Genomic DNA, 21,469 nt, shown 5'->3' on the forward strand with positions numbered 1-21,469 from the left:
GCTTCAGCCGACCTGGACGCCCTTCCAGAAGGCGATCCGGCCCTTGATGTTGGCGGCTGCCGATTTCGGATCGGCGTAATACCAGGCGGCATCCCGGTTCTCCTTCCCGTCGACGACGACGGAATGGTAGTTGGCGGTGCCCTTCCAGCCGCAGACCGAGGTGGTGTCGCTCGGCTTGAACAGCTCGGCCTTGATGGCGTCTGCCGGGAAGTAGTGGTTTCCCTCGACGATGACGGTGTCGTCGGACTCGGCGAGGATCGTATCGTTCCAGACAGCTTTGACCATGGCGGGCTCCGGAGGGGTGGGGATCGATGCCATGAAGATGGGGTGAAGGCCTTCGTCTTGCCAGAGGCGGGATGGTCCGTCGGGCGTTGCGCTGGACGCTTCGCCCGCCCCCGTGCTAGCGCCGATGCCATGAGCGAACAGGCCGAAACGAACGGGAAGGCCGGTTTTGGGCGGGCTTGCGACCGACTTCGCCAGCTCTATCACGGGCGTTCGCCCGCCGCGCTGCGCTTCCAGATGGCGGCGGCGATCGTCGATCTCCTGATCATCGCCTTTTTCATCGCAACGCCGATGATCCGCGATCGGCCGGATTTCCTCTGGATCGACTATACGATCGCGGCCATCGTGATGATCGAGATCGCGGCGCGGATGCTGGCCTCGTCGAACGTGCTGCGGCTGCTTCGTCAGCCGACCATGCTCCTCGATCTGTTCATCCTGGCGACATTGCTGGCGCCGGAATCGCTCGAGAATTTCGGCTTCCTGCGCATCCTCAGGCTGTGGTCGCTGTCCCAGCGCGGCCTGATCTGGGGTCAGCTGCGCGAGACGGCCTTTCGCCAATGGGAGGACGCCGCCAAGGCGGTGATCAACCTCGCGACGTTCCTCTTCGTCGTCACCGGCTTCATCTACACCTTCTTCTTCACCGGGCGGACCGGCCTGGAAGGCTATGTCGATGCCTTCTATTTCACGGTCACGACGATGACCACGACCGGCTTCGGCGACATCGTCCTGCCCGGGATCGCGGGCAAACTGACCTCCATCGCGGTCATGATCGTCGGAATCTCTCTTTTCGTGCGGCTGGCGCAGGCGGTCTTCCGGCCGACGAAGGTGACGTTTCCCTGCCCGGACTGCGCATTGCAACGCCATGAACCCGACGCCGTGCATTGCAAGGCCTGCGGCCACAAGCTGCGGATACCGGACCCGGACTGAGAAGAGCGCTCGCCGCGGTTTTAGTGCCGCGTCTCGGGCTCGCGCTCGCCGGTCATGCTTTCGACAGTGATCGCGGTCTTCTGCGGCATGCCGATGATCCGGCCGATCGTCAACGGCAGCGGCATCATGCTGTGCGCGGCCTTCATCAGGGCGAGATTGGCGAGGAGGTCGGCCGGGAAGGGAGAGACCTTGCGGCTCGTCAGATCGACATGAAGCGCGAGGTTCTCGCTGGTGGCTGCAAGCCAGCCCTCGGTCGCGTGGCGCATTTCGAGATAGTAATGCAGACGCTTCTCGTCGAAGGCAATCAGCTGGGCGGTGACGCGGACCTGGTCGCTCTCGGTCAACTCGCGCTTGTAGAGAATATGGCATTCCGCCGCGAATGTGGAGGAGTGGCGCGTGTCGAGATAATTCTGGTTGATGCCGACCAGCGAGAAGACCTCATCGGCCGCGCGGTCGAACAGGACGTGATAATAGGCCATGTTGAGATGGCCGTTATAGTCGATCCATTGCGGCTCGACCCGCATGGGAGACGAGACGAACGGTGCGAAGAACAGCGCCGGGGCGCGGATGTCGTCTTTCATGGCCGCCTCCCTGGTTCAGCGCTGCGCCATTGCGGATTGCTCCCTGCGATGGCGGCATGACGGCCGATACGAAACCGCATCATTGCCGCTGCCCTTTGCCTTCCCGCATGGTCTATCATACTGCGATCCCGCTCGCCGTCAGCCCGGCCAGGGGGAGATCGCACACCCTTGAACCGGCCAGTGTCCGTATCGCAACTGTTGGCGAAACCGGACTGTTCCAAGTCTAAGCGCCAGAACCGGATGTTGACAATGAATTTGCCTGCCGCCGCCCTGCATGAGCCCCCCGCATCCGCCGCAAAGCTGCCGCCTTCGCCGACGTCGATCGACGCCGTGACACGCGCGCTTGCGGCCTCCTTCGGCAACCGGCTGGTGACGAGCCTGGCGGTGCGCCAGCAGCACGGGCATACGCTGACCTGGATTCCAAACCAGCCGCCGGACGCCGTGGTGTTTCCGCAGAGCACGCAGGAGGTCTCGGACATCGTCAGCCTCTGCGCCGTGCATGGCGTACCAGTCATCGCCTTCGGCACGGGCACCTCGCTGGAAGGCCATGTGAATGCGCCGTTCGGGGGCGTCTGCATCGACATGAGCCAGATGAAGGCGGTCATTGCCGTTCATGCCGAGGATCTCGATTGCGTCGTTCAGGCCGGGGTCACCCGCAAGGAGTTGAACGAGCACCTGCGCGACCAGGGCCTGATGTTCCCGATCGACCCCGGCGCCGACGCCTCGATCGGTGGCATGGCGGCGACGCGCGCCTCGGGCACCAATGCGGTGCGCTACGGCACGATGAAGGACAATGTGCTGGCGCTGACCGCGGTGATGGCTGACGGCTCGATCGTCAAGACCTCGACGCGGGCTCGCAAGACCTCGGCCGGCTACGACCTGACGCGCCTGCTCGTCGGCTCGGAGGGAACACTCGGGATCATCACCGAGATTACGCTGAAGCTGCACGGCATCCCCGAAGCGATCTCGGCCGGCGTCTGCCCGTTCCCGTCCGTGAAGGCGGCCTGCGACGCGACGATCATCACAATCCAATCCGGCCTGCCGGTGGCGCGCATCGAGCTTCTCGACGAGGTGATGATCCGCGGCGTCAACATCCATTCCAAACTCGGCCTGCCCGAGACCGTGATGCTCTTCGTCGAGTTCCACGGCACCGAGGCAAGCGTGAAGGAGCAGTCGGAGCGCTTCGGCGAGATCGCGGCCGAGTTCGGCGGCGGGCCGTTCGAGTGGGCGACCAAGGCCGAGGACCGCAGCAAGCTCTGGCAGGCCCGCCACGACGCCTATTGGGCGGCGCGCGCGCTGCGTCCGGGCGTGGAATCGGTCGCGACCGACGTTTGCGTGCCGATCTCCCAGTTGGCCGATTGTGTCGAGGAGACCAAGCGCGACATCGAGGCGAGCGGGCTGATCGCGCCGATCGCCGGCCATGTCGGCGACGGCAATTTCCACACCCAGCCGCTGGTCGACCTGACCGATCCCGAAGAGGTGGCGCGCGCGGAGGCGTTCATCGAGCGGCTGGTCAAGCGGGCGCTCGCCATGGGCGGAACCTGCACTGGCGAGCACGGTGTCGGCCAGAAGAAGATCAAGTACCTCGAAGCCGAGCATGGCGCGTCGGCTCTGGTGGTGATGCGCACGCTCAAGCGCGCTCTCGATCCGCAGAACATTCTCAACCCCGGCAAGATTCTCGTGCTCTGACGAAAGAACCCAGGCGATCTGCGCGTCTGCGATCTTCGAGATTGTGACGTCGCAGATCGCTCGGTTCTTTCGAGGATGTCGTGATATTGCCGCGACTTGGATGCATGAGACTGAGCTGCAAGAGACTTGGTTTCATGCGACTTGGCTGCATGATCGGTTTGCCCGCATGATCGGGGCGCCCCTGACGACGAGGATAAAGCCGGACGTTGCGTGAGACCCTGACAGTCCTGGCCGGCCTTTTGGTGCTGGCACTGCTCGCCGCCCTGATCGGGCCGGGCTTCGTCGACTGGCGGGGCTACCGACCCCAGATCGAGGCGCGGCTCGCGGGCGCGCTCGGCGTCGAGACGGGTATCGGTGGCGGCATCGGCCTGCGGCTTCTGCCGTCGCCGCGGCTGACGCTTCAGGATGTCCGTTTCGGCGGCAGGACGCTGGAGGCCAGCACGGCCTCTGTGGAGTTGCTGACGGTCGAGCTTGGGCTGTCGTCCTTGGCGCGGGGCGAATTCCGCATCGCCGACGCGAAGGCGGAAGGTGCGACCGTCTCAGTTGTCCTCGACGAGGCCGGCGCGATCCGGCTGCCGTCCAGAACCGGCTCCGGCCTGCCGACGCAGACCAGCCTCGACCGCCTCAGCATCGGCCGTTCCGCGCTGATCTGGCGCGAACCCGGCAAGGATCCGGTGACGCTCGCGCCGATCTCGGCCGAGATCTCCGCCAACAGCCTCGCCGGCCCATGGCGGATCGAAGGCGAGGTCGCGGGCTCTTCGCTGCGCATTACGACAGGCGCCATCGAGCCGGACGGCCGGCTGCGGGCCAAGGCCTTCGTCACGGGCGAGGACCTGCAGATCGGCTTCGACGGCAACTTCCTTTTGCCAAGTTCGGCCGCGGGCGTGTCTCTGGGGCTGGACGGCGCCTTCACGCTTGCACCGGGCGGTGCGCTGTCGGTCACCGGCAAGGTCACGGGCGGCAGCCGCAAGCTCGATCTTGCGGGCATCGTGCTCGACATCGCCGGCGGTTCGGCAAGGCTGGAAGGCGAGGGGCAGTTCCTGCCCGGGACAGGCACCGGCTCGCTGGCGCTGCGGGCGCGCCGGCTCGATGTCGATGCACTGACCACGGCGCTTGGCGAGCGGGCCGGGTTCGAGCGGGCCTTGCAGACATTGCCGGGCCATTTCGACATCTCGCTCGATCTCGACCAGCTGATTTGGCGCGGCGAGGATTTTGCCGCCTTCGGGCTGCGCGGCCGGCTCTCGGACAGCGGGCTCTCCGATGCCACGGCCTCGATGCGGGTCGCAGGCGCGTTGATCGGGGCGAGCGGCGCGGTCGATGCCAATGGCGTCGCCGGCAGGGTCAATGTGAAGGCCGAAGATTCGCGGCGCATCGCGCTTGTCGCTGCGCGGGCGGGGCTCGATCCGGCTCTGGCCGATCTCGTCGCCGGGCTCGGTCAGATCGACGGCGAGGCGGTCGGCGCCTGGGATGGCGGCCGGGTGGCGCTGCAACGTCTGCTGGTCACCGGCGCGTCTGGGGTGAGGCTCGATCTGTCGGGCGACATCACCACTGACCGGCTGGTGGCGAAGGCGTCGCTGCAAGGCTTCGATCTCAACAGCCTGCCGCCGGCCGAAAGCGTCAGCGGGCTCATCGGGCGACGCGACCTTGCGCTTGACCTCAATCTCACCCAAGCGCGTTTCCGCAATGCGCCGCCGGGTTCGGCGAGCCTCGATCTGCGCCGCGAGGGGTCGGTGTGGCGCCTGAGCCGGCTGGCGATCGACGGTTTCGGCGGCGTCACCGTCTCAGGCTCGGGAGCGCTGCTGGCGGAGGGCGGCGAAATCTCGGGCCGCATCCGCGCGCCGCGCTTCGAGACGGTCGCCGCGCTGGCCGGGCCGCTGCTGCCCGAGGCGGCGCGGCAGATGCTGGGCCGCGTCGGCGACGGGCTGTCGCGGCTGGATGCCAATTTCCGCCTGACGCGGGCGCCGGCCGGGGATACCGGCGTCGCGATGGATGGCTCGGCACAGGCCGGGCGGCTGGCGCTGAACGGCCGGATCGACGCGGGCGGGCGCTGGACCGGAGCGACCTTGCGCTTCACGCTCGGTGACCGCCGCCAGGTCTTCCAGGCCCTGGGGCTGCCGATGCCTCGGCAGGCCGGGCCGGGCGAACTCGTGATGGAGCAGGCACCGGGCCGGCTGGTCGGCACCTTGGCAGGCCCCGGTCTGTCGATCGTGCTGGAGAACGAGGTCTCGGTTCCGTCGCGGCTGACGGTCCAGGCCGACGGGCTCGGCCAGATCCTCCCCGAGGGCGCGTCGCGGCTGTTGCCCGAGGGTCTGGTCGATGCCCATGCCCGGGTCGGTTTCGCGCCCGAGACCGTCTCGCTGGACGATCTCGTGCTCAATCTTGGCGGAGCCAGCGCGCGCGGCCATGTCGCTTTTGCGCGCGAAGGGGGGCTGACCGGGCGGCTCGCCCTGCCCAGCACCGATTTGCGCGCGCTTCTCGGCTTGGCCCTGGGCGCCGGCCAGGCCGGCGCAGCGACCTGGTCGACCGCCCGCTTTGGCACAGCGGCGGCGCTGCCGGATTTCCGGCTCGACATCGAGGCCGGCGCTCTCGCGGCGGGCGAGGGCATCATTCTGCGCGATGCACGCTTCAGCCTGCGCTCTGACCAGGATGGATTGCGGCTCGACGATCTGACGGCGGCCTATGGTGGTGGCCGGGTCGGCGGGCGTTTCGCGACGCGACGCGAGGGCGGGCTGGCTCAGTTGTCCGGCCGCCTCAATCTCGACCGCGTCGATCTCGCCCCGCTGACCGGGGGAGCGCTCGGCGGCAAGGTCTCCGGCCAGTTTGAGACCGGCGGCTCGGGCGAGAGCCCGGCGCGCCTGATCGCGGGCCTGAGCGGGGCTGGAAGCCTGAGCTTCACGGCTGCAAGGCTGAGCCGGTTCGATCCGGCGGCCTATGCCCGGGTCATTGCGGCGACGGGCGAGGATGCCTCCGAGAGCGACACGTCGCGGCTGCAGCAGCGGCTTGGCGAAGCGCTCGATCGCGATTCCTGGGCGCTCGGAAACATCACGGTGCCCTTCACGCTGGCGGGCGGGCTGGTCCGTTTGCAGCCGCTGAGCTTCGACAGCGCAGGTCTGCGCGCGGAAGCCAGCGGCACTGTCGATCTGCGGGCCATGACGGCTGATCTCCGGCTCGGCCTCAAGCCGCTAGGAGCCTTGCCGAAGGGCTGGCCGGGCGATGCGCCGCAGGTCGGTGTCGCCTGGCGCGGTTCCCTAGCGTTGCTGCGGAGGGAGGCTGATGTGAACGCGCTCTCCAACATGGTCGCTGCGCGGGCCCTGGCGCGTGAGATCGAGCGCGTCGAGGCCTTCGAGGCCGATGCCCGCGAGCGCGCGGCCCACTCGCGCCGTCTGCGGGCCGAACGCGAGACCCGCGAGAACGAGCGCAAGCTCGGAGAATTCCTCAAGGCCGAAGAGGAGCGCCGGATCGCCGAGGAAAAGCGGGCCGAGGAGGCCAGGCGCGTCGAGGAAGCCCGCCGGCTGCTCGAGGAGCGGCGGGCGGAAGAGGCGCGCCGCGTCGAGCAGGCGCGCCTGGAGCAGGAGATGCGCCGGCGCATCGAGGCCGAGGAGCGGGCCGAGCGCCAGCGTGCCGCAGCCGAGCGGGCGGCGGCGGAACGGGCCGCGACGCAGCAACAGCAGCCTGGCCCGCTGATCCTGCCGAGCGCGCCGCGCGCGAACTTTCCCGATCCGGCCGTGCCATCGGCCCCGGCGCTGGCGCCGCCCATCGAGATCGAATCGGTACCGCGCCCGTTGTCCCGCAGTCCCCAGTCGAACTGACCAGGGCCTTCGCACGTCGATTCACATCGTTGCGATGTTGATTCAGGATGCAGGTCCAAGTGCCTGCCGTGAAGTCGCTTTTTTGAGGCGGGTCGGCGCCTGAGTTACGCGCCCGCCGCCCTGCGTCGGTAATGCGCCAGCACATGCAGCCGCAGCGCCGAGGAGAGGTTCACCGCCTCGCGGCCGGTATCGATCGTCGCGATCAACGCCGCCACGGTCAGCCCCTCGGTTGCGGCGATCTCCTTGAGCGCTTCCCAGAACGGCTCCTCGAGCGAGACGCTGGTGCGGTGGCCGGCGATCGTGAGGGAACGCTTGCGGTCGGTGTTCGCAGTTTGGCTCACGGCTTGGGCTCGCCGGGCAGGCGGTGGCCTTCCAGCGCGCGCGCGGCCTTGTCGCGCTCGGCCTCTGTGAGTTCGCGCTCGGCCTTGGTGCGGCCGAAGCTGATGCGGTTCTGCTGTGCCTGCGCCTCGGCATCCTGCCGCGCACGCTGCTTGCGGGCACGGCGGAGATTGACGATCTCGGCCGTCATCGCGGGCTTTAGACCGCGGGACCGAGCATCAGCTCGGGCTTCACGGTCGCGTCGAAGACATCCGGCTCGACGCCGGCCTTCAAAGCCTCGTCTCGCAGCGTGGTGCCGTTGTGATGTGCGCTCTTGGCGATGCTGGCGGCCTTGTCGTAGCCGATCACGGGGGCAAGCGCGGTCACCAGCATCAGCGAGCGCGAGAGCAAATCCTTGAGCTGCGCCTCGTTGGCCACGATGCCGACGACGCAGTTCTCGCGGAATGAGTCGCAGGCGTCGCCGAGCAGACGGACCGATTGCAGGAAAGCGGCCGCGATCACGGGCTTGAAAACGTTGAGCTCGAAATGGCCCTGGCTCGCGGCAAAGCCGATCGTGGCCTGGTTGCCGTGGACCTGGGTCGCGACCATGGTCATCGCCTCGGCCTGGGTCGGGTTGACCTTGCCCGGCATGATCGAGGATCCGGGCTCGTTCTCGGGCAGGCTGATCTCGCCGAGGCCTGAGCGTGGCCCGGAACCCATCAGGCGGATGTCGTTGGCGATCTTGAACAGGTCCATGGCGAGCGCGGTCAGTGCGCCATGGGCGAAGGTCATGGCGCCATGGCTCGCGAGAGCCTCGAACTTGTTGGGCGCGCTGCGGAACGGCAGGCCGGTGAGGGAGGCCGCCTGCTTGGCGAAGAGTTCGGCGAAATCGGGATGGGCATTGAGACCGGTGCCGACCGCAGTGCCGCCCTGCGCCAGCGCGTAGAGACCCTCCAGCGAGGCTTCGATGCGGCCGATGCCGAGTTCGAGCTGGGCGACATAGCCCGAAAATTCCTGGCCCAGCGTCACCGGGGTCGCATCCTGCAGATGGGTGCGGCCGATCTTGACCAGATCCTTGAAGGCCTCGGCCTTGTCGGCGAGCGCCTGCTTCAGACTCGACACGGCCGGGAGCAGCCGCTTGGTCAGTTCGGTGGCGGCGGCGATGTGAATCGCGGTCGGGAACGAATCGTTCGAGGACTGGCCGCGATTGACGTGGTCATTGGGGTGGACCGGGCTCTTGGCGCCAAGTCCGACGCCGAGGATCTCGTTGGCGCGGTTGGCCAGGACCTCGTTGGCGTTCATGTTCGACTGTGTGCCGGAGCCGGTCTGCCAGATCACCAGCGGGAAATGTTCGTCGAACTTGCCGGCCAGCGCCTCGTCGGCGGCCTGGTCGATGGCGCCGGCAACCTTGGCATCGAGCTGGCCGAGCCCGCTGTTCACCCGCGCCGCGGCCTTCTTGACCATGACCAACGCGTGGACGAGCGGCAGCGGCATGCGCTCGCGCTCGCCGCCGATCTTGAAGTTCTGCAGGGAGCGCTGGGTCTGTGCGCCCCAGTAGCGGTCCGTGGCCACGGCGATGGGGCCGAAGGAGTCGGTTTCGGTACGGGTCTTCGTCATCGATGGGCCTGCTGGTTGGGCTGTTCGCGACGCCTCGCCAGCGTCGCGGACGCCGACAGGGACGTCCGACGTGTCAGGTTTTCTTGCGGAAGGAATCCAGGCTCACGACCTGCGCGCCGCCGCTGTCGTCCGCTTCGGCGGCGTCATCGGGCTCGTCGGGGCCAGGCTTGGCGGCCTTCGTTCCCGACTTGGCGGCGGGAGCTGCCTCGCGCTCGACCTTGCCCTTGATGGCGGGCACGCCGGCGGGCTTCGCCTTGACGGGGAGGGCGACGGGGGCCGCAGGCGCCTCGCTCGGCTCGGAGCCGGCGCCGCGGGGCTTGGGGCTCGGAGCCTGATCATTGGCAGAGGCGCTGTCGGCGCTCTCCTGCGTCTCGAACTTCAGCCCGAACTGCACTGAAGGGTCGAAGAAGGTGGTGATGGCGTCGAACGGGATCAGCAGACGCTCCGGCACGCCCCCGAACGACAGGCCGACCTCGAAAGCATGCTCGCTGACGCTGAGGTCCCAGAACTGGTGCTGCAGCACGATCGTCATCTCTTCGGGGTGCTTCTCGCGAAGCCGCGTCGAAACCCGCACGCCGGGCGCCGTGGTGCGGAAGGTGACGTAGAAATGATGGTCGCCGGGCAGGCCGTCGCGTCCCGCTTCCGTCAAAATCTTGCGCACGACCCCCTTCAGTGCCTCCTGCACCATCAGATCGTAGCGAAGAACATCCTTTGACATCGTGCCGAGATTTCCGCTTCAGACCGGGCTGAACGCCGGCAGGCCATCGAAAAAGAAGTGGAGGCTTCTGTTGCCAGGCGCCTCCGAGCCCCGCCTTACGTCGCTAAACGGAAGGACTTAGGTTTGGGAACCAGCACCGCTTACGCGGCGACAGCGACCCGAGCATTGTTGTCATTGGCAACTATGCGTTAGCCCTATAACGGCGGAACCATACCGGGCAAAAGAACGGCCTTTACACTCTCGTCGATCCTATTTCGCCCCCGCCGCAACCCTGCCTGAGTGGCCGGGCGAGCCCGCGGTCCAAAGATCCCGCAGGCCGCCCTGTGGCTTGCGCCGCAGGGCTGTGGTGGAGGCGCCGGGTACCGCCCCCGGGTCCGAAAAGCTTATTCCGACGCTCGTTTATCGCCATAGCCGATCTTGCGAACGGCACCCCCAATATAGGGGTTGCCTCGTCTCGGGGAAAGAGAAGAAGGGCGCCTCGCCGGCTTATTTCCGCAGCGGGCCTTTTCAGTTGAGGACGCGGCCGTCATCCGCATCGATTGCGAGCGTCTTTTCGTTGCCGGTGCGATCACGCCCGGCGACCTCCCAATGCTCGTCCAGGAGTACGACCTCCTCGATATGGTCGAGCCCAGAACGCCATGCGATGCGCCGTGCGGACGCCTCCGAAACCAGCGGCGGCCCCGGCCTCCTGGCCTTGGACTTGTCGAGGGCTGGGCTGGAACGGGCAGTTATGTCATGCGCCGGCGTGGCATTCCCCAGAGCCGCGTAATTCTCGGTCGATGCGGAACAGGGGATCGCGAAGGCAGCTGCAACGCAGATGGCGCCAGCAGCAAAGACGATCATGTTCATGGTTTCCTCCTGCCATCTCAAGGCGGCAAAAGGCTGCGCAATTGTGGCCATGGGAGGACGATTCGCTCCCCCGGGCGGTCACATCCTGTCCCGATCACGTGATGCCGCGCGATCGGCATGCCCGGAATGATCCCGCCTCTCAGGGCCTCGCGCTCGCCGAGGCTGGACGATCGCGCTCCATCTTGATGACCATGCCGTCACTGGCGCGCAGGTCGATCTCGATTTCGGCGCCGGTGACGTCGCGGCCCTCGATCTCCCATTTTCCGTCATCGAGCTTGATCTCCTCGACGCGGACCAGACCGTGTTCTTTCGCGATGCGGCGCGCATCGTCCATGGTAATTGCCGGATCGCCGGGCTTGATCGGGGCCTGTGCCGGCGTCTGGGCATAGGCGAGCCCCGCGGGCGCTCCCAGCACGGCCGACAGCAGCAATGCGCGGGTGGCGGTTCGAATGGTCATGACGATCTCCCCGTCGGTCGAAGGTGCCGGTGAACTCCACTGCAACAACCCTCGGCCGGAGGCTCGGTTCCTGCTGCCACCGGATGGCAGCCGATATGAGATGGAGAAAGCAGGGGAAGGTTGCGCGTGCGAGCGCGCCTTCTCGATCGCACGCCGTTATGGTGTCGCCGTTTCGACCGAGATTCGTTCATGCACCAGTATCACGACCTGCTCAGACGCGTCCTCAGCGAGGGGGTCCGCAAGGACGACCGCACCGGCACGGGCACGCTCGCCGTGTTCGGCCACCAGATGCGCTTCGATCTCAGCGAGGGTTTCCCGCTCGTTACGACCAAGAAGCTGCATCTGAAGTCGATCATCCATGAGCTGATCTGGTTCCTGCGCGGCGACACCAATGTGCGCTACCTCCAGGAGAACGGCGTCACGATCTGGGACGAATGGGCCGATGAGAATGGCGATCTCGGCCCGGTCTATGGTCGGCAGTGGCGCTCCTGGCCGGCGCCGGACGGCAGCACGATCGACCAGATCGCCTGGCTCGTGAACGAGATCAGGCGCAATCCGGATTCGCGTCGGCTGATCGTCTCGGCCTGGAACCCGGCCGATATCCCGAAGATGGCGCTGGCGCCGTGCCACTGCCTGTTCCAGTTCTTCGTGCAGCCCTCGGTGGAGGGGCCGGCCAAGCTCTCCTGCCAGCTCTACCAGCGCTCGGCCGACGTCTTCCTCGGCGTGCCCTTCAACATCGCCAGCTATGCACTGCTGACCCATATGGTGGCGCAGGTGACGGGGCTCGCCGTCGGCGACTTCGTGCATTCCTTCGGCGACACGCATCTCTATGTGAACCATCTCGACCAGGCTAAGCTGCAGCTGGAGCGGTCGTTCCGGCCGCTGCCGACACTGACGCTGAACCCCGCCGTGACGAAGCTCGAGGATTTCAGCTTCGCCGACGTGACGATCGAGGGTTACGACCCGCATCCGGCCATCAAGGCGCCGATCGCGATATGAGCCTGACGATCCGCTCCGCCCGGCCCGACGAGGCCGGCCTCGTCCTCGATTTCATCAAGGCGCTTGCCGAGTATGAGCGGCTGGCCGATGAGGTCGTCGCGACGCAAGCCGAGATCGCGGAGGCGATCTTCGGCGAAAACCCGCGCGTCTTCTGCGACATCGCCGAATGGGAGGGCGAGCCGGCGGGGTTTTCGGTCTGGTTCTACACCTATTCGACCTTCTCGGGCCGGCACGGCATCTGGCTGGAGGATCTGTTCGTGCATCCGCATCTGCGCGGGCGCGGCATCGGCAAGGCGCTGATCGCGGCGCTGGCGAAGCGCTGCGTGGTGGAAGGGCTGCCGCGGCTGGCCTGGTGGGTCTTGAACTGGAACGAGCCCTCGCGGGTGTTCTACCGCTCGATCGGCGCCAGGGCGCAGGACGAGTGGACCGTGAAGCGGCTCGACGGCGAGGCGCTGGCGCGGCTGGCGGAGGAGGGCTGAAATGGCCGCTCTTCCCATCGTCCTGATCGCGGCGGTCGCCGACAATGGCGTCATCGGCGACGACAACCGCCTGATCTGGCGGCTCAAGACCGATCTGCGCCGGTTCAGGAGCCTGACACTCGGACGCCCCGTCGTGATGGGTCGCAAGACCTACCTGTCCATCGGCAAGCCGCTGCCGGGCCGGGAGACGATCGTGCTGACGCGAGACCTGGAATTTGCGCCCGAGGGCGTCCATGTGGCGCATTCGCTGGAGCAGGCGCTCGCGGCCGGGCAGCGCATCGGCACAAGCATGGCCGCAGATTCCGTGACGGTGGCAGGTGGCGCGGATGTCTACCGGCAGGCGCTGCCGCTGGCCGATCGGCTGGAATTGACGCTGGTCCATGCGGAGCCGGACGGCGACGCGATTTTTCCGGAATGGGACCGGTCGGCGTTCGTCGCAGACAAGCGCGAAAGCCATCCGCCCAGCGCCGACGACGAGCATCCCTTCACCTTCGCGACCTTTCGCCGCCGGGTCTGAGCGCCTTTCCGTTGACGATGAATGGCTTGCGTCGTTGACGAATCCGTGGCCCATGCCCAGATCAGCGCAGACCGCTCCGGCTGGGGAGCGCTGACAAGTGATCGCCGATCGCCTATGGCGAGTGCGGCGGCATAGGAAGGGAACGGCGCGAGTATGCCTTGGAGCAACCAGAGCGGCGGTGGCAATAACGGGGGCGGTCCCTGGGGCCAGCGCGGGGGAAGCGGCGGCGGTGGCGGCGGCGGCCCTTGGGGCGGTGGCTCCGGTGGCGGCGGCAACAGCGGCCCTCCCGATCTCGAGGACATTCTGCGTCGCAGCCAGGACCGGCTGAAATCGCTGCTGCCTGGCGGCAATCTCGGCGGCCGCGGGCTTATTTTCGGAATTCTTGCCCTGCTCGTCGTCTGGCTTCTGACAGGCTGGTACATCGTCCGCCCGAACGAGGTCGGTCTCAATCTGCGTTTCGGCCAGTTCATCGGCAAGACCGGCGAAGGCCTGAACTACAACTGGCCCTATCCGATCGGCAGCGTGATCAAGCCGCAGGTGACCAACGTCATCACCACCGAGGTCGGCTTCCGGACCGTCGAATCCGTGCGCGCCTCGCGCCAGTCCGACGTGATCGAAGAGAGCCTGATGCTTACTGGCGACGAGAACATCGTCGATATCGACGTGATCGTGCAGTGGCAGATCGACCCGGCCGCGCCCGAGAACTATGTCTTCAACATTCAGGACCCGCCGGGCACCGTGAAGGCCGTCGCCGAAAGCGCGATGCGCGAAATCATCGGCCGCCGCAACATCCAGCCCGTGCTGACGACCGACCGCGCCGCGATCGAGACCGAGGTGCGCCAGCTGATGCAGGAGACCCTGAACAGCTACAATGCCGGCGTGCAGATCCGCCTCGTGCAGCTGCAGAAGGTCGATCCGCCGCAGCAGGTGATCGACGCCTTCCGCGACGTCCAGGCGGCCCGTGCCGACCAGGAGCGCCTGCGCAACCAGGCGGAGACCTACGCCAATCGCGTCGTGCCTGAAGCGCGCGGTCGCGCGGCGCAGCTCGTCCAGTCGGCTGAAGCCTTCAAGGAGCAGACGGTCGCCGAAGCACTCGGCCAGGCCAGCCGCTTCAATGCGGTCTTCACGCAGTACAAGCTGGCCCCTGCGGTCACGCGTGAACGCCTCTTCCTCGAGACGATGGAGCGTGTGCTGGGCGGCACCGACAAGATCATCCTCGACGGCACGGCCGGCGGTCAGGGCGTCGTGCCCTATCTGCCGCTCGACCAGCTGCAGCAGAGACGCCCCGTTCCGGGCGCCCCCCAGACGGGAGCCGTGCGATGAACGGTAGCATCATCCGCATCGGCCTTCTCGTCGTCCTTGGACTGGTGGCCGTCGTCTTCTACGCCATGACCTTCGTGGTTCAGCAGACGCAATCGGCCCTCGTGCTGCGCTTCGGCGCGGTCCGCAGCGTCGTCACCGCGCCCGGGCTCTACTTCAAGCTGCCGGTGCCGTTCGAACAGGTCACCCTGCTCGACAACCGCATCCTCGATCTCGACCTGCCGGCGCAGGAAATCATCGCCTCGGACCAGAAGCGTCTCGTGGTCGATGCCTTCACGCGCTACCGCATCTCCGATCCGCTGCGCTTCTACCAGGCCGTCAACAACATCCCGCGCGCGAACTCCCAGCTCGCGTCGATCGTCAACGGCAATGTGCGTTCGGTTCTGGCGGAGGCGAGCTTCACCGCGATGGTCCGCAATGACCGGGCGCGGCTGATGCACCGCATCCGCGACGAGGTGAACCGCGAGGCCGCCCGCTTCGGCATGACGGTCGTCGATGTCCGGCTGCGGCGCGTCGATCTGCCAGCCGCCAACTCGGCCGCGGTGTTCCAGCGCATGCAGACCGAACGCCAGCGCGAGGCGGCGGAAGCGCGCGCGCTCGGTGCCCAGCAGGCACAGGAAATCCAGGCGCGTGCCGACAGGGACTCGACCGTGATCGTGGCCGAGGCGCAGCGTCGCTCCGACGAGGTTCGCGGCCAGGGCGAAGGCGAACGCAACCGCGTCTTCGCCGAAGCCTTTGGCCAGGACGAGGAGTTCTTCGCCTTCTACCGTTCGATGCAGGCCTATGAGGCCAGCATCAAGCCCGGCGATACGCGGATGGTTCTGTCTCCGGATTCGCCGTTCTTCCGGTTCTTCAACGGACCCAATGCGCCCCGGCGCGACACGACCCAACCGGCCCCGGCGGCAACGCCGGCGCCGGCGCGGCCCTGATTCTCCACGCATAGGCGTCGCGCATGTTCGATTTCATCGCGGCGCTGGGCCTCGTTTTCGCCATTGAGGGCATCCTGTTTGCGGCGGTTCCCAACCTCGCGAAGGATGCCCTGCGCAGCGCCGCCGAGACCCCGCCGGAACGCATGAGGCTGATCGGCCTCGGTTCGGCGGTTCTCGGCGTCCTGCTGGTGTGGCTGGTGCGGGGCTGAAGGACAGGCGGCACAGGCGGGTTGCCATGATCGTGTTCGGTAGCATGATCGTGTGTCGACCTTCCGCCGCAATTGGCGGTTCAATTGCGGTCAGCGTTTTTGCGCCGAACGGCTCGGTGCTCATTTTCTTCACGAGGACACTGATGGCAACGAAACCCGTCTCGGCTTCCGGAACCCTGACCTCCCGCACGCGGAAGGTCGCTCTCGTCGCCAGCGTTGGAGTTCTGTCGCTGCTGGCATCCCCGATCCTCGCCCCGGCGCAGACGGCGGCTTCGCCGGTCTTGCAGGGGCAGGTCTCACTGGCCGATCTTGCCGAGCGGGTGATGCCGGCCGTGGTCAACATCGCGGCGGTAACGACGAGCGACACGCGCGGCCGCACGCTGCCGCAGGTTCCGCAGCTCGGTCCCGACACGCCCTTCGGCGATCTGTTCGAGGAGTTCTTCAACCGGCGCGGCCAGGGCCGTCCGGGTCAGGGCCAGCAGGGCGAGAACCAGGCGCCGCAGCAGCGCCGCTCGCAGTCGGCCGGCTCCGGCTTCGTGATCGACTCGTCCGGCATCGTGGTCACCAATAACCATGTCATCGGCGACGCCAACGAGATCACCGTGATCTTCAACAGCGGCCTGCGTCTCAAGGCCGAGGTGATCGGCAAGGACGCCAAGGTCGATCTCGCGGTCCTGCGGGTGAAGCACGACAAGCCGCTGCCTGCGGTGAAGTTCGGCGATTCCGACAAGATGAGGATCGGCGATCCCGTGATGGCGATCGGCAACCCGTTCGGGCTGGGCGGTTCGGTCTCGTCGGGCATCGTCTCGGCCCGCAACCGCGACATCCAGCAGGGCCCCTACGACACCTACATCCAGACCGACGCGGCCATCAACAAGGGCAATTCGGGCGGGCCGCTGTTCAACATGGCCGGCGAGGTGATCGGCATCAACACGGCGATCCTGTCGCCGACCGGCGGCTCGGTCGGCATCGGCTTTGCCGTGCCGTCCTCGCTGGCGACCAACATTGTCGACCAGCTCAAGGAATTCGGCGAGACCCGCCGCGGCTGGCTCGGGGTTCGCATCCAGACCGTCGACGACGCCACGGCCGAGGCGCTTGGCCTGGGCGCCGCACGCGGCGCGCTGGTCGCCGGAGTCGACGAGAAGGGTCCGGGCAAGCCGGCCGGCCTCGACGTCGGCGACGTGATCACCAAATTCGATGGCAAGGAGGTCAAGGATTCGCGTGACCTGCCGCGCATCGTCGCCGCGACCCCGGTCGGCAAGGACGTGCCGGTCACGATCATGCGCAAGGGCAAGGAAGAGGTGAAGACGGTCAAGCTCGGCCGTCTCGAGGATGGCGAGAAGGTCCAGCCGGCCTCGGCCCGCACCCCGGCCGAGCCGGCCAAGCCCGCCGTCACCACCGCGCTCGGCCTCGAGTTCTCGCCGCAGACCGAGGAGCTGCGCAAGCGCTACTCGATCAAGGACGGCGTCAAGGGCGTGGTCATCACCAAGGTCGATCCCAACTCGAACGCGGCCGACAAGCGCGTCCAGGTCGGCGAACTCGTCGTCGAGATCGGCCAGGAGCCGGTGAACTCGCCGGAGGACGTGACCAAGCGGCTCGACGCGCTGAAGAAGGAGGGCAAGAAGTCGGCCCTGCTTCTGGTCTCGAACGCCCAGGGCGAGGTCCGCTTCGTCGCGGTATCGACGAACTGATCCAAAACTGACGGACTGATCCAAAACTCCTGCGAGGAGTAGTCGAGGGCGGCCCCTGTGGGCCGCCCTCTTGCGTTGGGGTGATCGCCGTCATCTGCGAAATGCGTTGGCCGTCGGCTCGTCGCAATGGCAGGGTCGAGGCCGCTGCGACCGGAGACACGACATGAAACTGAGCGACATCCCCTTCGTGACCACCGACTGGTCCACCATCCCCGCCGAGCGGCATGCGGGCGATGTCGGCGAGGCGTTCTGGCGCACGCAGTATTTCGGACCCGAGGAGAACCGCATCCGGGTCCGGATGGTCGAATACACGCCCGGCTATGTCGCCGACCACTGGTGCTCGAAGGGCCACATCATCCTGTGCCTCGAAGGCGCCATGGAGACGACGCTGGAGGACGGGCGGGTGATGCAGCTGAAGGCCGGCATGACCTATCAGGTAGCCGACGGCGCCGAGGCGCATCGCTCCAGCACCGCGACGGGCGCGAAGCTGTTCATCGTGGATTAGCCCCGGACGATCTCCGCGCCTGTATACCCCTGCGCATAGAGCAGCGCGGTCAGGTCGGCGTGATCGAGCCTAGCGTCGGCCGCAGCCGCGACGGCGGGTTTCGCCCGGAAGGCGACGCCCAGCCCGGCTTCTCCCAGCATGGCGAGATCGTTGGCGCCGTCGCCGACGGCCAGCGACGCCTCGGGCGCAAGGGCCAAGCGCGCGCGCAGCTCCAGCAGGGCATCGAGCTTGGCCTGCTTGCCGAGGATCGGGTCGGCGACCTCGCCGCGCAGGATGCCGTCAGTGGCCAGCAGGATGTTGGAGCGGTGCTCGTCGAAGCCGATCGTGGCGCTGATCGGGCCGGTGAAGACGGTGAAGCCGCCGGACACCAGCGCCGTATAGGCGCCGTTGGCACGCATGGTCATGACCAGTTCGCGGCCGCCCGGCGTCAGCGTGATGCGCTGCGCGATGATTTCGTCGACGACTGCGAGAGGCACGCCCTTCAGCAGCGCGACGCGCTCGCGCAGCGCCGGCTCGAAGGCGATCTCGCCGCGCATGGCGCGCTCGGTGATGCCTGACACGAGCTCTTTCAGCCCGACATAGGCAGCGAGTTCGTCGATGCATTCCTGACCGATCATGGTCGAGTCCATGTCGGCGAGGAACAGCGCCTTGCGCCGCGTCGCGGCCGGCTGGATGATGATGTCGATTGCTGCATCGCCGAGCAGCGGGCGCAGATCGGCTTCGAGCTTGCGCGCATCGCCCGCTTCCGCGAAGAGGTCGGCGGCGATCTCGCCGTCGAGGCGCTGGCTGTGCAGAGCGCCCGGCAGAGCGGCCACGAGATGCTTCAGCAGGGCATCGTCGAGCAGGGCCTGTCCATGGGCGGAAACCAGTGTCGCGACGAGCATGTGAAGGGCCGGTTGAGGTGACGATGGAAGCGGATGGGATCAGGGCGGTGCTCATCGCAGGTCCGACCGCGAGCGGCAAGTCCGCGCTGGCTGTCGAGATCGCCAGGCGCTGCGGGGGAACCGTCGTCAACGCCGATTCCATGCAGGTCTATGCCGATCTCAGGATCATCACGGCGCGCCCGACGCAAGCCGAGGAGGCGAGTGTCCCGCACCGCCTCTACGGCCATGTCGACGGGGCGATCAACTCCTCGGCGATGCGCTATGCGGCCGATGTCGCGGGCGTGCTGGCGGAGCTCGGCCAAGCCGGTTCGCTGCCGGTTCTGGTCGGCGGAACCGGCCTCTATTTCAAGGCCCTGACCGAAGGGTTCTCGGCGATTCCGCCGGTGCCGGACGCGGTGCGGGCGGCCTTCCGTGCCCGTGTCGCGGAGACGGAGACGCAGCTGCTGCATGCCGAACTCGGCCGTGTCGATGCCGCCATGGCGGAGCGGCTGAAGCCTGCCGACCGGATGCGGATCATGCGCGCGCTCGAAGTCTTCGAGGCGACCGGGCGCTCGATCGCAAGCTTCCAGGGCGAGCGTGAGCCGGGTCCGCTCGAGGGGCTGCCGCTGCTGAAGCTCTTCGTCAACCCGGAGCGCGAGGAGGTGCGCGCGCGCATCGACCGGCGCTTCGAGCAGATGATGGGGCAGGGCGCGCTGGAGGAGGTCGCGGCGCTGCGCGAGCGCAAGCTCGATCCGCTGCTGCCGGTGATGCGTGCCCATGGCGTGCCCGGGCTGATCGCCCATCTCGACGGGACGATCGGGCTCGACGAGGCGATCACGCGGGGCCAGGCCGATACGCGCGCCTATGCCAAGCGGCAGGTGACGTGGTTCAGGCACCAGATGGCGGGGTGGCAGGCGGTGGCACCCGATGCTGCGCTCGACACGGCGCTGCGCGGGCTCGACGCGAGGGCCTGAACTCAGGCTGCGGCGGAGATGCGGCTCTCGGCCACGCGAATGCAGGCGCGGCCGTCGTTCTTGGCGCGGTAGAGCGCGCGGTCGGCGCGCTCGATGAGGGCCGAAAGCGTTTCCCCGCTCCGGTGAGTGGCGATGCCGCAACTGGCGGATACCTTGAGCGACAGCGTCTCCGACACCGGCAGGCGGCGCGCAGCCAGTGCCTGCTGAATCCGCTGGGCGGTGCGTTGCGCGACGCCGAGATCGGCGCGGGGCAGGAAGATGGCAAACTCCTCGCCCCCGAAGCGGCCGATGAGATCGTAGTCCGTCTGGACGAGACCGAGCAGAAGATCGGCGAAGGCGCGGATCACCGCGTCGCCGGCCGGATGACCATGGCTGTCATTGACCGCTTTGAAGTGGTCGAGATCGACCACGATCAGGGCCATCTCGGCCCGGCTTTCCTCGCAGGCCACAATCGCGGCATTCGCCTTCTCCGTGAAGGAGCGGCGGTTAAGCAGAGCCGTCAGCGGGTCTGTCTCGGCCAGGCGGCGCAACTCCTGCTCGCGCTCCTCGCGTTGGTCGATTTCCTGGGTCAACGCGCGGCGGGTGGCGCGTTCGCGGCCGATCTCCAGCGCGAGCGTCGCGGCGCGGCTCTGCAGCATCTGGTTGGCGACCGTCAGGCCGGTGACGTCGGTGATCGTCAGGACCAGCCCGTTGCCGAGTGGCGCGACCGCGATCTGCAGCCAGATTGTCTGCGAGCCGCAGATCAAGGACGTCTCGATCATGTCGGCACGGCGCAGCTCGATGGCGTAGATGCAGCGGCGCCACACCGTTGCATCCGACAGGAAGGACAGACTTGCCTGCGCGTCGCCATCCATGAGGTCCTCGCCGTCGCGCCCTGCTATAGTTGCTGCGCGCCGGTTGGCGGTGATGATCGCCATTCGCTCGATATTGCCATCGTCGTCGCGAACCGCCCGCAATGCGACGATGCCGCAGGGCGATGTGTCGAGGACGGTGGTCAGCAACTCCTCGCGAAACTGGAGCGGCCGACCGAAGACGATCAGGAAGCGACGGCCGTCCCTGCCGGTCGCCGGCATGATCAGCCGTTCCCAGAGATAGACGCGGACCGTCTTCAACGAGCGGTGGACGGTATAGCGCGGCATGCCGTCGGCGAGAGCCTGATCGTAGCAGGCGCTGGTGAAGCGCGCGACCTGCGGCGCCATGGTCGAGATGCGCTCCCCGACGCGGTCGGCGCCGACATTGCGGATCAGTTCGCTTCCGAAGCGCAGATAGGCGTAATCGCCGTCGCCGGTGGGAGCCAGCACCATCAACTCAGCGCCGAAGGCCGACATCACCTCGTCGCAAAAGGTCTCATAGGGAACGCCTGCCGTGCCTTGGGCCGACGATTCAAAGCGCTGCAACAGCTCCGCCACTTGCGGCGCGTGCGCCCGGGACGCGATGTTGTCGGTATGAACTTCCTGATACATGACCGCCCTGAAACGAGTGACGGAAGACTACCGACGCCTCGTTGAAAAAGTGTTCCGTTACCGAAAGGCATTGGCTGCAGCGCGGCATTCGTGGCTACTGGACCGACGGTATGGCTCCGTATGGTTAGCGCTTGACCGGCAGGCGTGCGTCGATTAGCGTCGCGCAATATCCGCAAAGGGTCGAAGCGCGATGCGCAAGCTTATTATCGTACGGGTGCGCTGGTAGGGGGCCGGTTCTTGATTGAGCCGCGTCGTCCCGACGCCAGCGCATGT

General features: G+C 67.1%; 22 protein-coding genes and 1 other RNA gene. 12 read left to right on the plus strand and 11 right to left on the minus strand.

The window, feature by feature from the left end; translation table 11 throughout:
* Window positions 1–3: 3 nt before the first annotated feature.
* Window positions 4–285, minus strand: coding sequence for a DUF427 domain-containing protein (locus AE618_RS00550; RefSeq protein ID WP_054207111.1), 282 nt, complete (start codon window positions 283–285; stop codon window positions 4–6).
* A 129-nt stretch (window positions 286–414) separates the two neighbouring features.
* Between AE618_RS00550 and AE618_RS00555 the strand changes: the two genes are divergently transcribed.
* Window positions 415–1,209, plus strand: coding sequence for an ion transporter (locus AE618_RS00555; RefSeq protein ID WP_054207112.1), 795 nt, complete (start codon window positions 415–417; stop codon window positions 1,207–1,209).
* Window positions 1,210–1,229: 20 nt separating this feature from the next.
* Here AE618_RS00555 and AE618_RS00560 read toward each other — a convergent pair whose 3' ends face one another.
* Complete coding sequence (locus AE618_RS00560) at window positions 1,230–1,790, minus strand: thioesterase family protein (RefSeq protein WP_054207113.1); 561 nt, start codon at window positions 1,788–1,790, stop codon at window positions 1,230–1,232.
* Between the two features lie 249 nt (window positions 1,791–2,039).
* On the opposite strand from AE618_RS00560, the gene AE618_RS00565 reads away from it, so the two are divergent.
* Window positions 2,040–3,479: an FAD-binding oxidoreductase gene (locus tag AE618_RS00565; protein ID WP_054207114.1), complete on the plus strand. Its 1,440-nt coding sequence runs from the start codon at window positions 2,040–2,042 to the stop codon at window positions 3,477–3,479.
* Window positions 3,480–3,685: 206 nt separating this feature from the next.
* Window positions 3,686–7,288, plus strand: coding sequence for an AsmA family protein (locus AE618_RS00570; RefSeq protein WP_054207115.1), 3,603 nt, complete (start codon window positions 3,686–3,688; stop codon window positions 7,286–7,288).
* A gap of 104 nt (window positions 7,289–7,392) precedes the next feature.
* On the opposite strand, the gene AE618_RS00575 is transcribed toward AE618_RS00570, so the two are convergent.
* The 7 genes from AE618_RS00575 to AE618_RS00600 all read right to left on the minus strand — a co-directional run bounded on the left by AE618_RS00575 (window position 7,393) and on the right by AE618_RS00600 (window position 11,247).
* Complete coding sequence (locus tag AE618_RS00575; protein ID WP_054207116.1) at window positions 7,393–7,629, minus strand: ribbon-helix-helix domain-containing protein; 237 nt, start codon at window positions 7,627–7,629, stop codon at window positions 7,393–7,395.
* The gene (locus tag AE618_RS00580) at window positions 7,626–7,817 is read right to left on the minus strand and encodes a DUF4169 family protein (RefSeq protein ID WP_054207117.1); all 192 of its coding nucleotides are present in this window, start codon (window positions 7,815–7,817) and stop codon (window positions 7,626–7,628) included. The genes AE618_RS00575 and AE618_RS00580 overlap by 4 nt, the downstream gene beginning before the upstream one ends.
* Window positions 7,818–7,825: 8 nt before the next feature.
* Window positions 7,826–9,223 carry a class II fumarate hydratase gene (fumC, locus tag AE618_RS00585; protein WP_054207118.1) on the minus strand — a complete coding sequence of 466 codons (1,398 nt, stop codon included), beginning with the start codon at window positions 9,221–9,223 and terminating at the stop codon, window positions 7,826–7,828.
* 73 nt (window positions 9,224–9,296) lie between these two features.
* A complete protein-coding gene (locus AE618_RS00590; protein WP_054207119.1) occupies window positions 9,297–9,941 on the minus strand; it encodes an SspB family protein in 645 nt (214 codons plus the stop codon).
* 56 nt (window positions 9,942–9,997) lie between these two features.
* Window positions 9,998–10,408: a transfer-messenger RNA gene (gene ssrA, locus AE618_RS27125) on the minus strand.
* A gap of 40 nt (window positions 10,409–10,448) precedes the next feature.
* Window positions 10,449–10,790, minus strand: a complete 342-nt coding sequence (locus AE618_RS00595) for a hypothetical protein (RefSeq protein ID WP_054207120.1) — start codon at window positions 10,788–10,790, stop codon at window positions 10,449–10,451.
* A 139-nt stretch (window positions 10,791–10,929) separates the two neighbouring features.
* Window positions 10,930–11,247: a PepSY domain-containing protein gene (locus tag AE618_RS00600; protein WP_054207121.1), complete on the minus strand. Its 318-nt coding sequence runs from the start codon at window positions 11,245–11,247 to the stop codon at window positions 10,930–10,932.
* Between the two features lie 189 nt (window positions 11,248–11,436).
* On the opposite strand from AE618_RS00600, the gene AE618_RS00605 reads away from it, so the two are divergent.
* The 8 genes from AE618_RS00605 (at window position 11,437) to AE618_RS00640 (ending at window position 17,896) form a co-directional block, all read left to right on the plus strand.
* The gene (locus tag AE618_RS00605) at window positions 11,437–12,246 is read left to right on the plus strand and encodes a thymidylate synthase (protein WP_054207122.1); all 810 of its coding nucleotides are present in this window, start codon (window positions 11,437–11,439) and stop codon (window positions 12,244–12,246) included.
* Complete coding sequence (locus AE618_RS00610; protein ID WP_054207123.1) at window positions 12,243–12,725, plus strand: GNAT family N-acetyltransferase; 483 nt, start codon at window positions 12,243–12,245, stop codon at window positions 12,723–12,725. The genes AE618_RS00605 and AE618_RS00610 overlap by 4 nt, the downstream gene beginning before the upstream one ends.
* Before the next feature lies 1 nt (window position 12,726).
* Window positions 12,727–13,242: a dihydrofolate reductase gene (locus AE618_RS00615; protein WP_054207124.1), complete on the plus strand. Its 516-nt coding sequence runs from the start codon at window positions 12,727–12,729 to the stop codon at window positions 13,240–13,242.
* Between the two features lie 153 nt (window positions 13,243–13,395).
* Window positions 13,396–14,565, plus strand: a complete 1,170-nt coding sequence (hflK, locus tag AE618_RS00620; RefSeq protein ID WP_054207125.1) for an FtsH protease activity modulator HflK — start codon at window positions 13,396–13,398, stop codon at window positions 14,563–14,565.
* Window positions 14,562–15,491, plus strand: coding sequence for a protease modulator HflC (gene hflC, locus AE618_RS00625; protein ID WP_054207126.1), 930 nt, complete (start codon window positions 14,562–14,564; stop codon window positions 15,489–15,491). The genes hflK and hflC overlap by 4 nt, the downstream gene beginning before the upstream one ends.
* Before the next feature lie 23 nt (window positions 15,492–15,514).
* Window positions 15,515–15,700 carry a DUF2065 domain-containing protein gene (locus tag AE618_RS00630; protein WP_054207127.1) on the plus strand — a complete coding sequence of 62 codons (186 nt, stop codon included), beginning with the start codon at window positions 15,515–15,517 and terminating at the stop codon, window positions 15,698–15,700.
* Between the two features lie 143 nt (window positions 15,701–15,843).
* Window positions 15,844–17,391 carry a Do family serine endopeptidase gene (locus tag AE618_RS00635; RefSeq protein ID WP_054207128.1) on the plus strand — a complete coding sequence of 516 codons (1,548 nt, stop codon included), beginning with the start codon at window positions 15,844–15,846 and terminating at the stop codon, window positions 17,389–17,391.
* Between the two features lie 163 nt (window positions 17,392–17,554).
* A complete protein-coding gene (locus AE618_RS00640) occupies window positions 17,555–17,896 on the plus strand; it encodes a DHCW motif cupin fold protein (RefSeq protein ID WP_054207129.1) in 342 nt (113 codons plus the stop codon).
* Here the strand turns inward: AE618_RS00640 and serB are convergent.
* Window positions 17,893–18,780 (minus strand): phosphoserine phosphatase SerB, encoded by an 888-nt coding sequence (gene serB, locus AE618_RS00645; protein ID WP_054207130.1) that lies wholly within the window; start codon window positions 18,778–18,780, stop codon window positions 17,893–17,895. The genes AE618_RS00640 and serB overlap by 4 nt on opposite strands.
* A 23-nt stretch (window positions 18,781–18,803) precedes the next feature.
* Here serB and miaA point away from each other — a divergent pair, with 23 nt between their 5' ends.
* Entirely contained in the window at window positions 18,804–19,733 is a 930-nt protein-coding gene (gene miaA / locus AE618_RS00650) for a tRNA (adenosine(37)-N6)-dimethylallyltransferase MiaA (RefSeq protein WP_054207131.1), read from the plus strand.
* 2 nt (window positions 19,734–19,735) lie between these two features.
* On the opposite strand, the gene AE618_RS00655 is transcribed toward miaA, so the two are convergent.
* Window positions 19,736–21,130, minus strand: a complete 1,395-nt coding sequence (locus tag AE618_RS00655; RefSeq protein WP_197280634.1) for a GGDEF domain-containing protein — start codon at window positions 21,128–21,130, stop codon at window positions 19,736–19,738.
* Window positions 21,131–21,469 lie beyond the last annotated feature (339 nt).

It is taken from the genome of Allobosea vaviloviae (assembly GCF_001298265.1).
GTDB lineage: Bacteria > Pseudomonadota > Alphaproteobacteria > Rhizobiales > Beijerinckiaceae > Allobosea > Allobosea vaviloviae_B.

Bases quoted from the DNA above. Each gene is read 5' to 3' on its own strand.
- AE618_RS00605 (WP_054207122.1), top strand. From the start codon at position 11,437: ATGCACCAGTATCACGACCTGCTCAGACGCGTCCTCAGCGAGGGGGTC.
- serB (WP_054207130.1), bottom strand. From the start codon at position 18,780: ATGCTCGTCGCGACACTGGTTTCCGCCCATGGACAGGCCCTGCTCGAC.
- AE618_RS00580 (WP_054207117.1), bottom strand. From the start codon at position 7,817: ATGACGGCCGAGATCGTCAATCTCCGCCGTGCCCGCAAGCAGCGTGCG.
- AE618_RS00550 (WP_054207111.1), bottom strand. From the start codon at position 285: ATGGTCAAAGCTGTCTGGAACGATACGATCCTCGCCGAGTCCGACGAC.
- AE618_RS00615 (WP_054207124.1), top strand. From the start codon at position 12,727: ATGGCCGCTCTTCCCATCGTCCTGATCGCGGCGGTCGCCGACAATGGC.
- AE618_RS00630 (WP_054207127.1), top strand. From the start codon at position 15,515: ATGTTCGATTTCATCGCGGCGCTGGGCCTCGTTTTCGCCATTGAGGGC.
- AE618_RS00610 (WP_054207123.1), top strand. From the start codon at position 12,243: ATGAGCCTGACGATCCGCTCCGCCCGGCCCGACGAGGCCGGCCTCGTC.
- AE618_RS00640 (WP_054207129.1), top strand. From the start codon at position 17,555: ATGAAACTGAGCGACATCCCCTTCGTGACCACCGACTGGTCCACCATC.
- hflK (WP_054207125.1), top strand. From the start codon at position 13,396: ATGCCTTGGAGCAACCAGAGCGGCGGTGGCAATAACGGGGGCGGTCCC.
- miaA (WP_054207131.1), top strand. From the start codon at position 18,804: ATGGAAGCGGATGGGATCAGGGCGGTGCTCATCGCAGGTCCGACCGCG.
- AE618_RS00595 (WP_054207120.1), bottom strand. From the start codon at position 10,790: ATGAACATGATCGTCTTTGCTGCTGGCGCCATCTGCGTTGCAGCTGCC.
- hflC (WP_054207126.1), top strand. From the start codon at position 14,562: ATGAACGGTAGCATCATCCGCATCGGCCTTCTCGTCGTCCTTGGACTG.
- AE618_RS00560 (WP_054207113.1), bottom strand. From the start codon at position 1,790: ATGAAAGACGACATCCGCGCCCCGGCGCTGTTCTTCGCACCGTTCGTC.
- AE618_RS00555 (WP_054207112.1), top strand. From the start codon at position 415: ATGAGCGAACAGGCCGAAACGAACGGGAAGGCCGGTTTTGGGCGGGCT.
- AE618_RS00565 (WP_054207114.1), top strand. From the start codon at position 2,040: ATGAATTTGCCTGCCGCCGCCCTGCATGAGCCCCCCGCATCCGCCGCA.
- AE618_RS00600 (WP_054207121.1), bottom strand. From the start codon at position 11,247: ATGACCATTCGAACCGCCACCCGCGCATTGCTGCTGTCGGCCGTGCTG.
- fumC (WP_054207118.1), bottom strand. From the start codon at position 9,223: ATGACGAAGACCCGTACCGAAACCGACTCCTTCGGCCCCATCGCCGTG.
- AE618_RS00635 (WP_054207128.1), top strand. From the start codon at position 15,844: ATGGCAACGAAACCCGTCTCGGCTTCCGGAACCCTGACCTCCCGCACG.
- AE618_RS00590 (WP_054207119.1), bottom strand. From the start codon at position 9,941: ATGTCAAAGGATGTTCTTCGCTACGATCTGATGGTGCAGGAGGCACTG.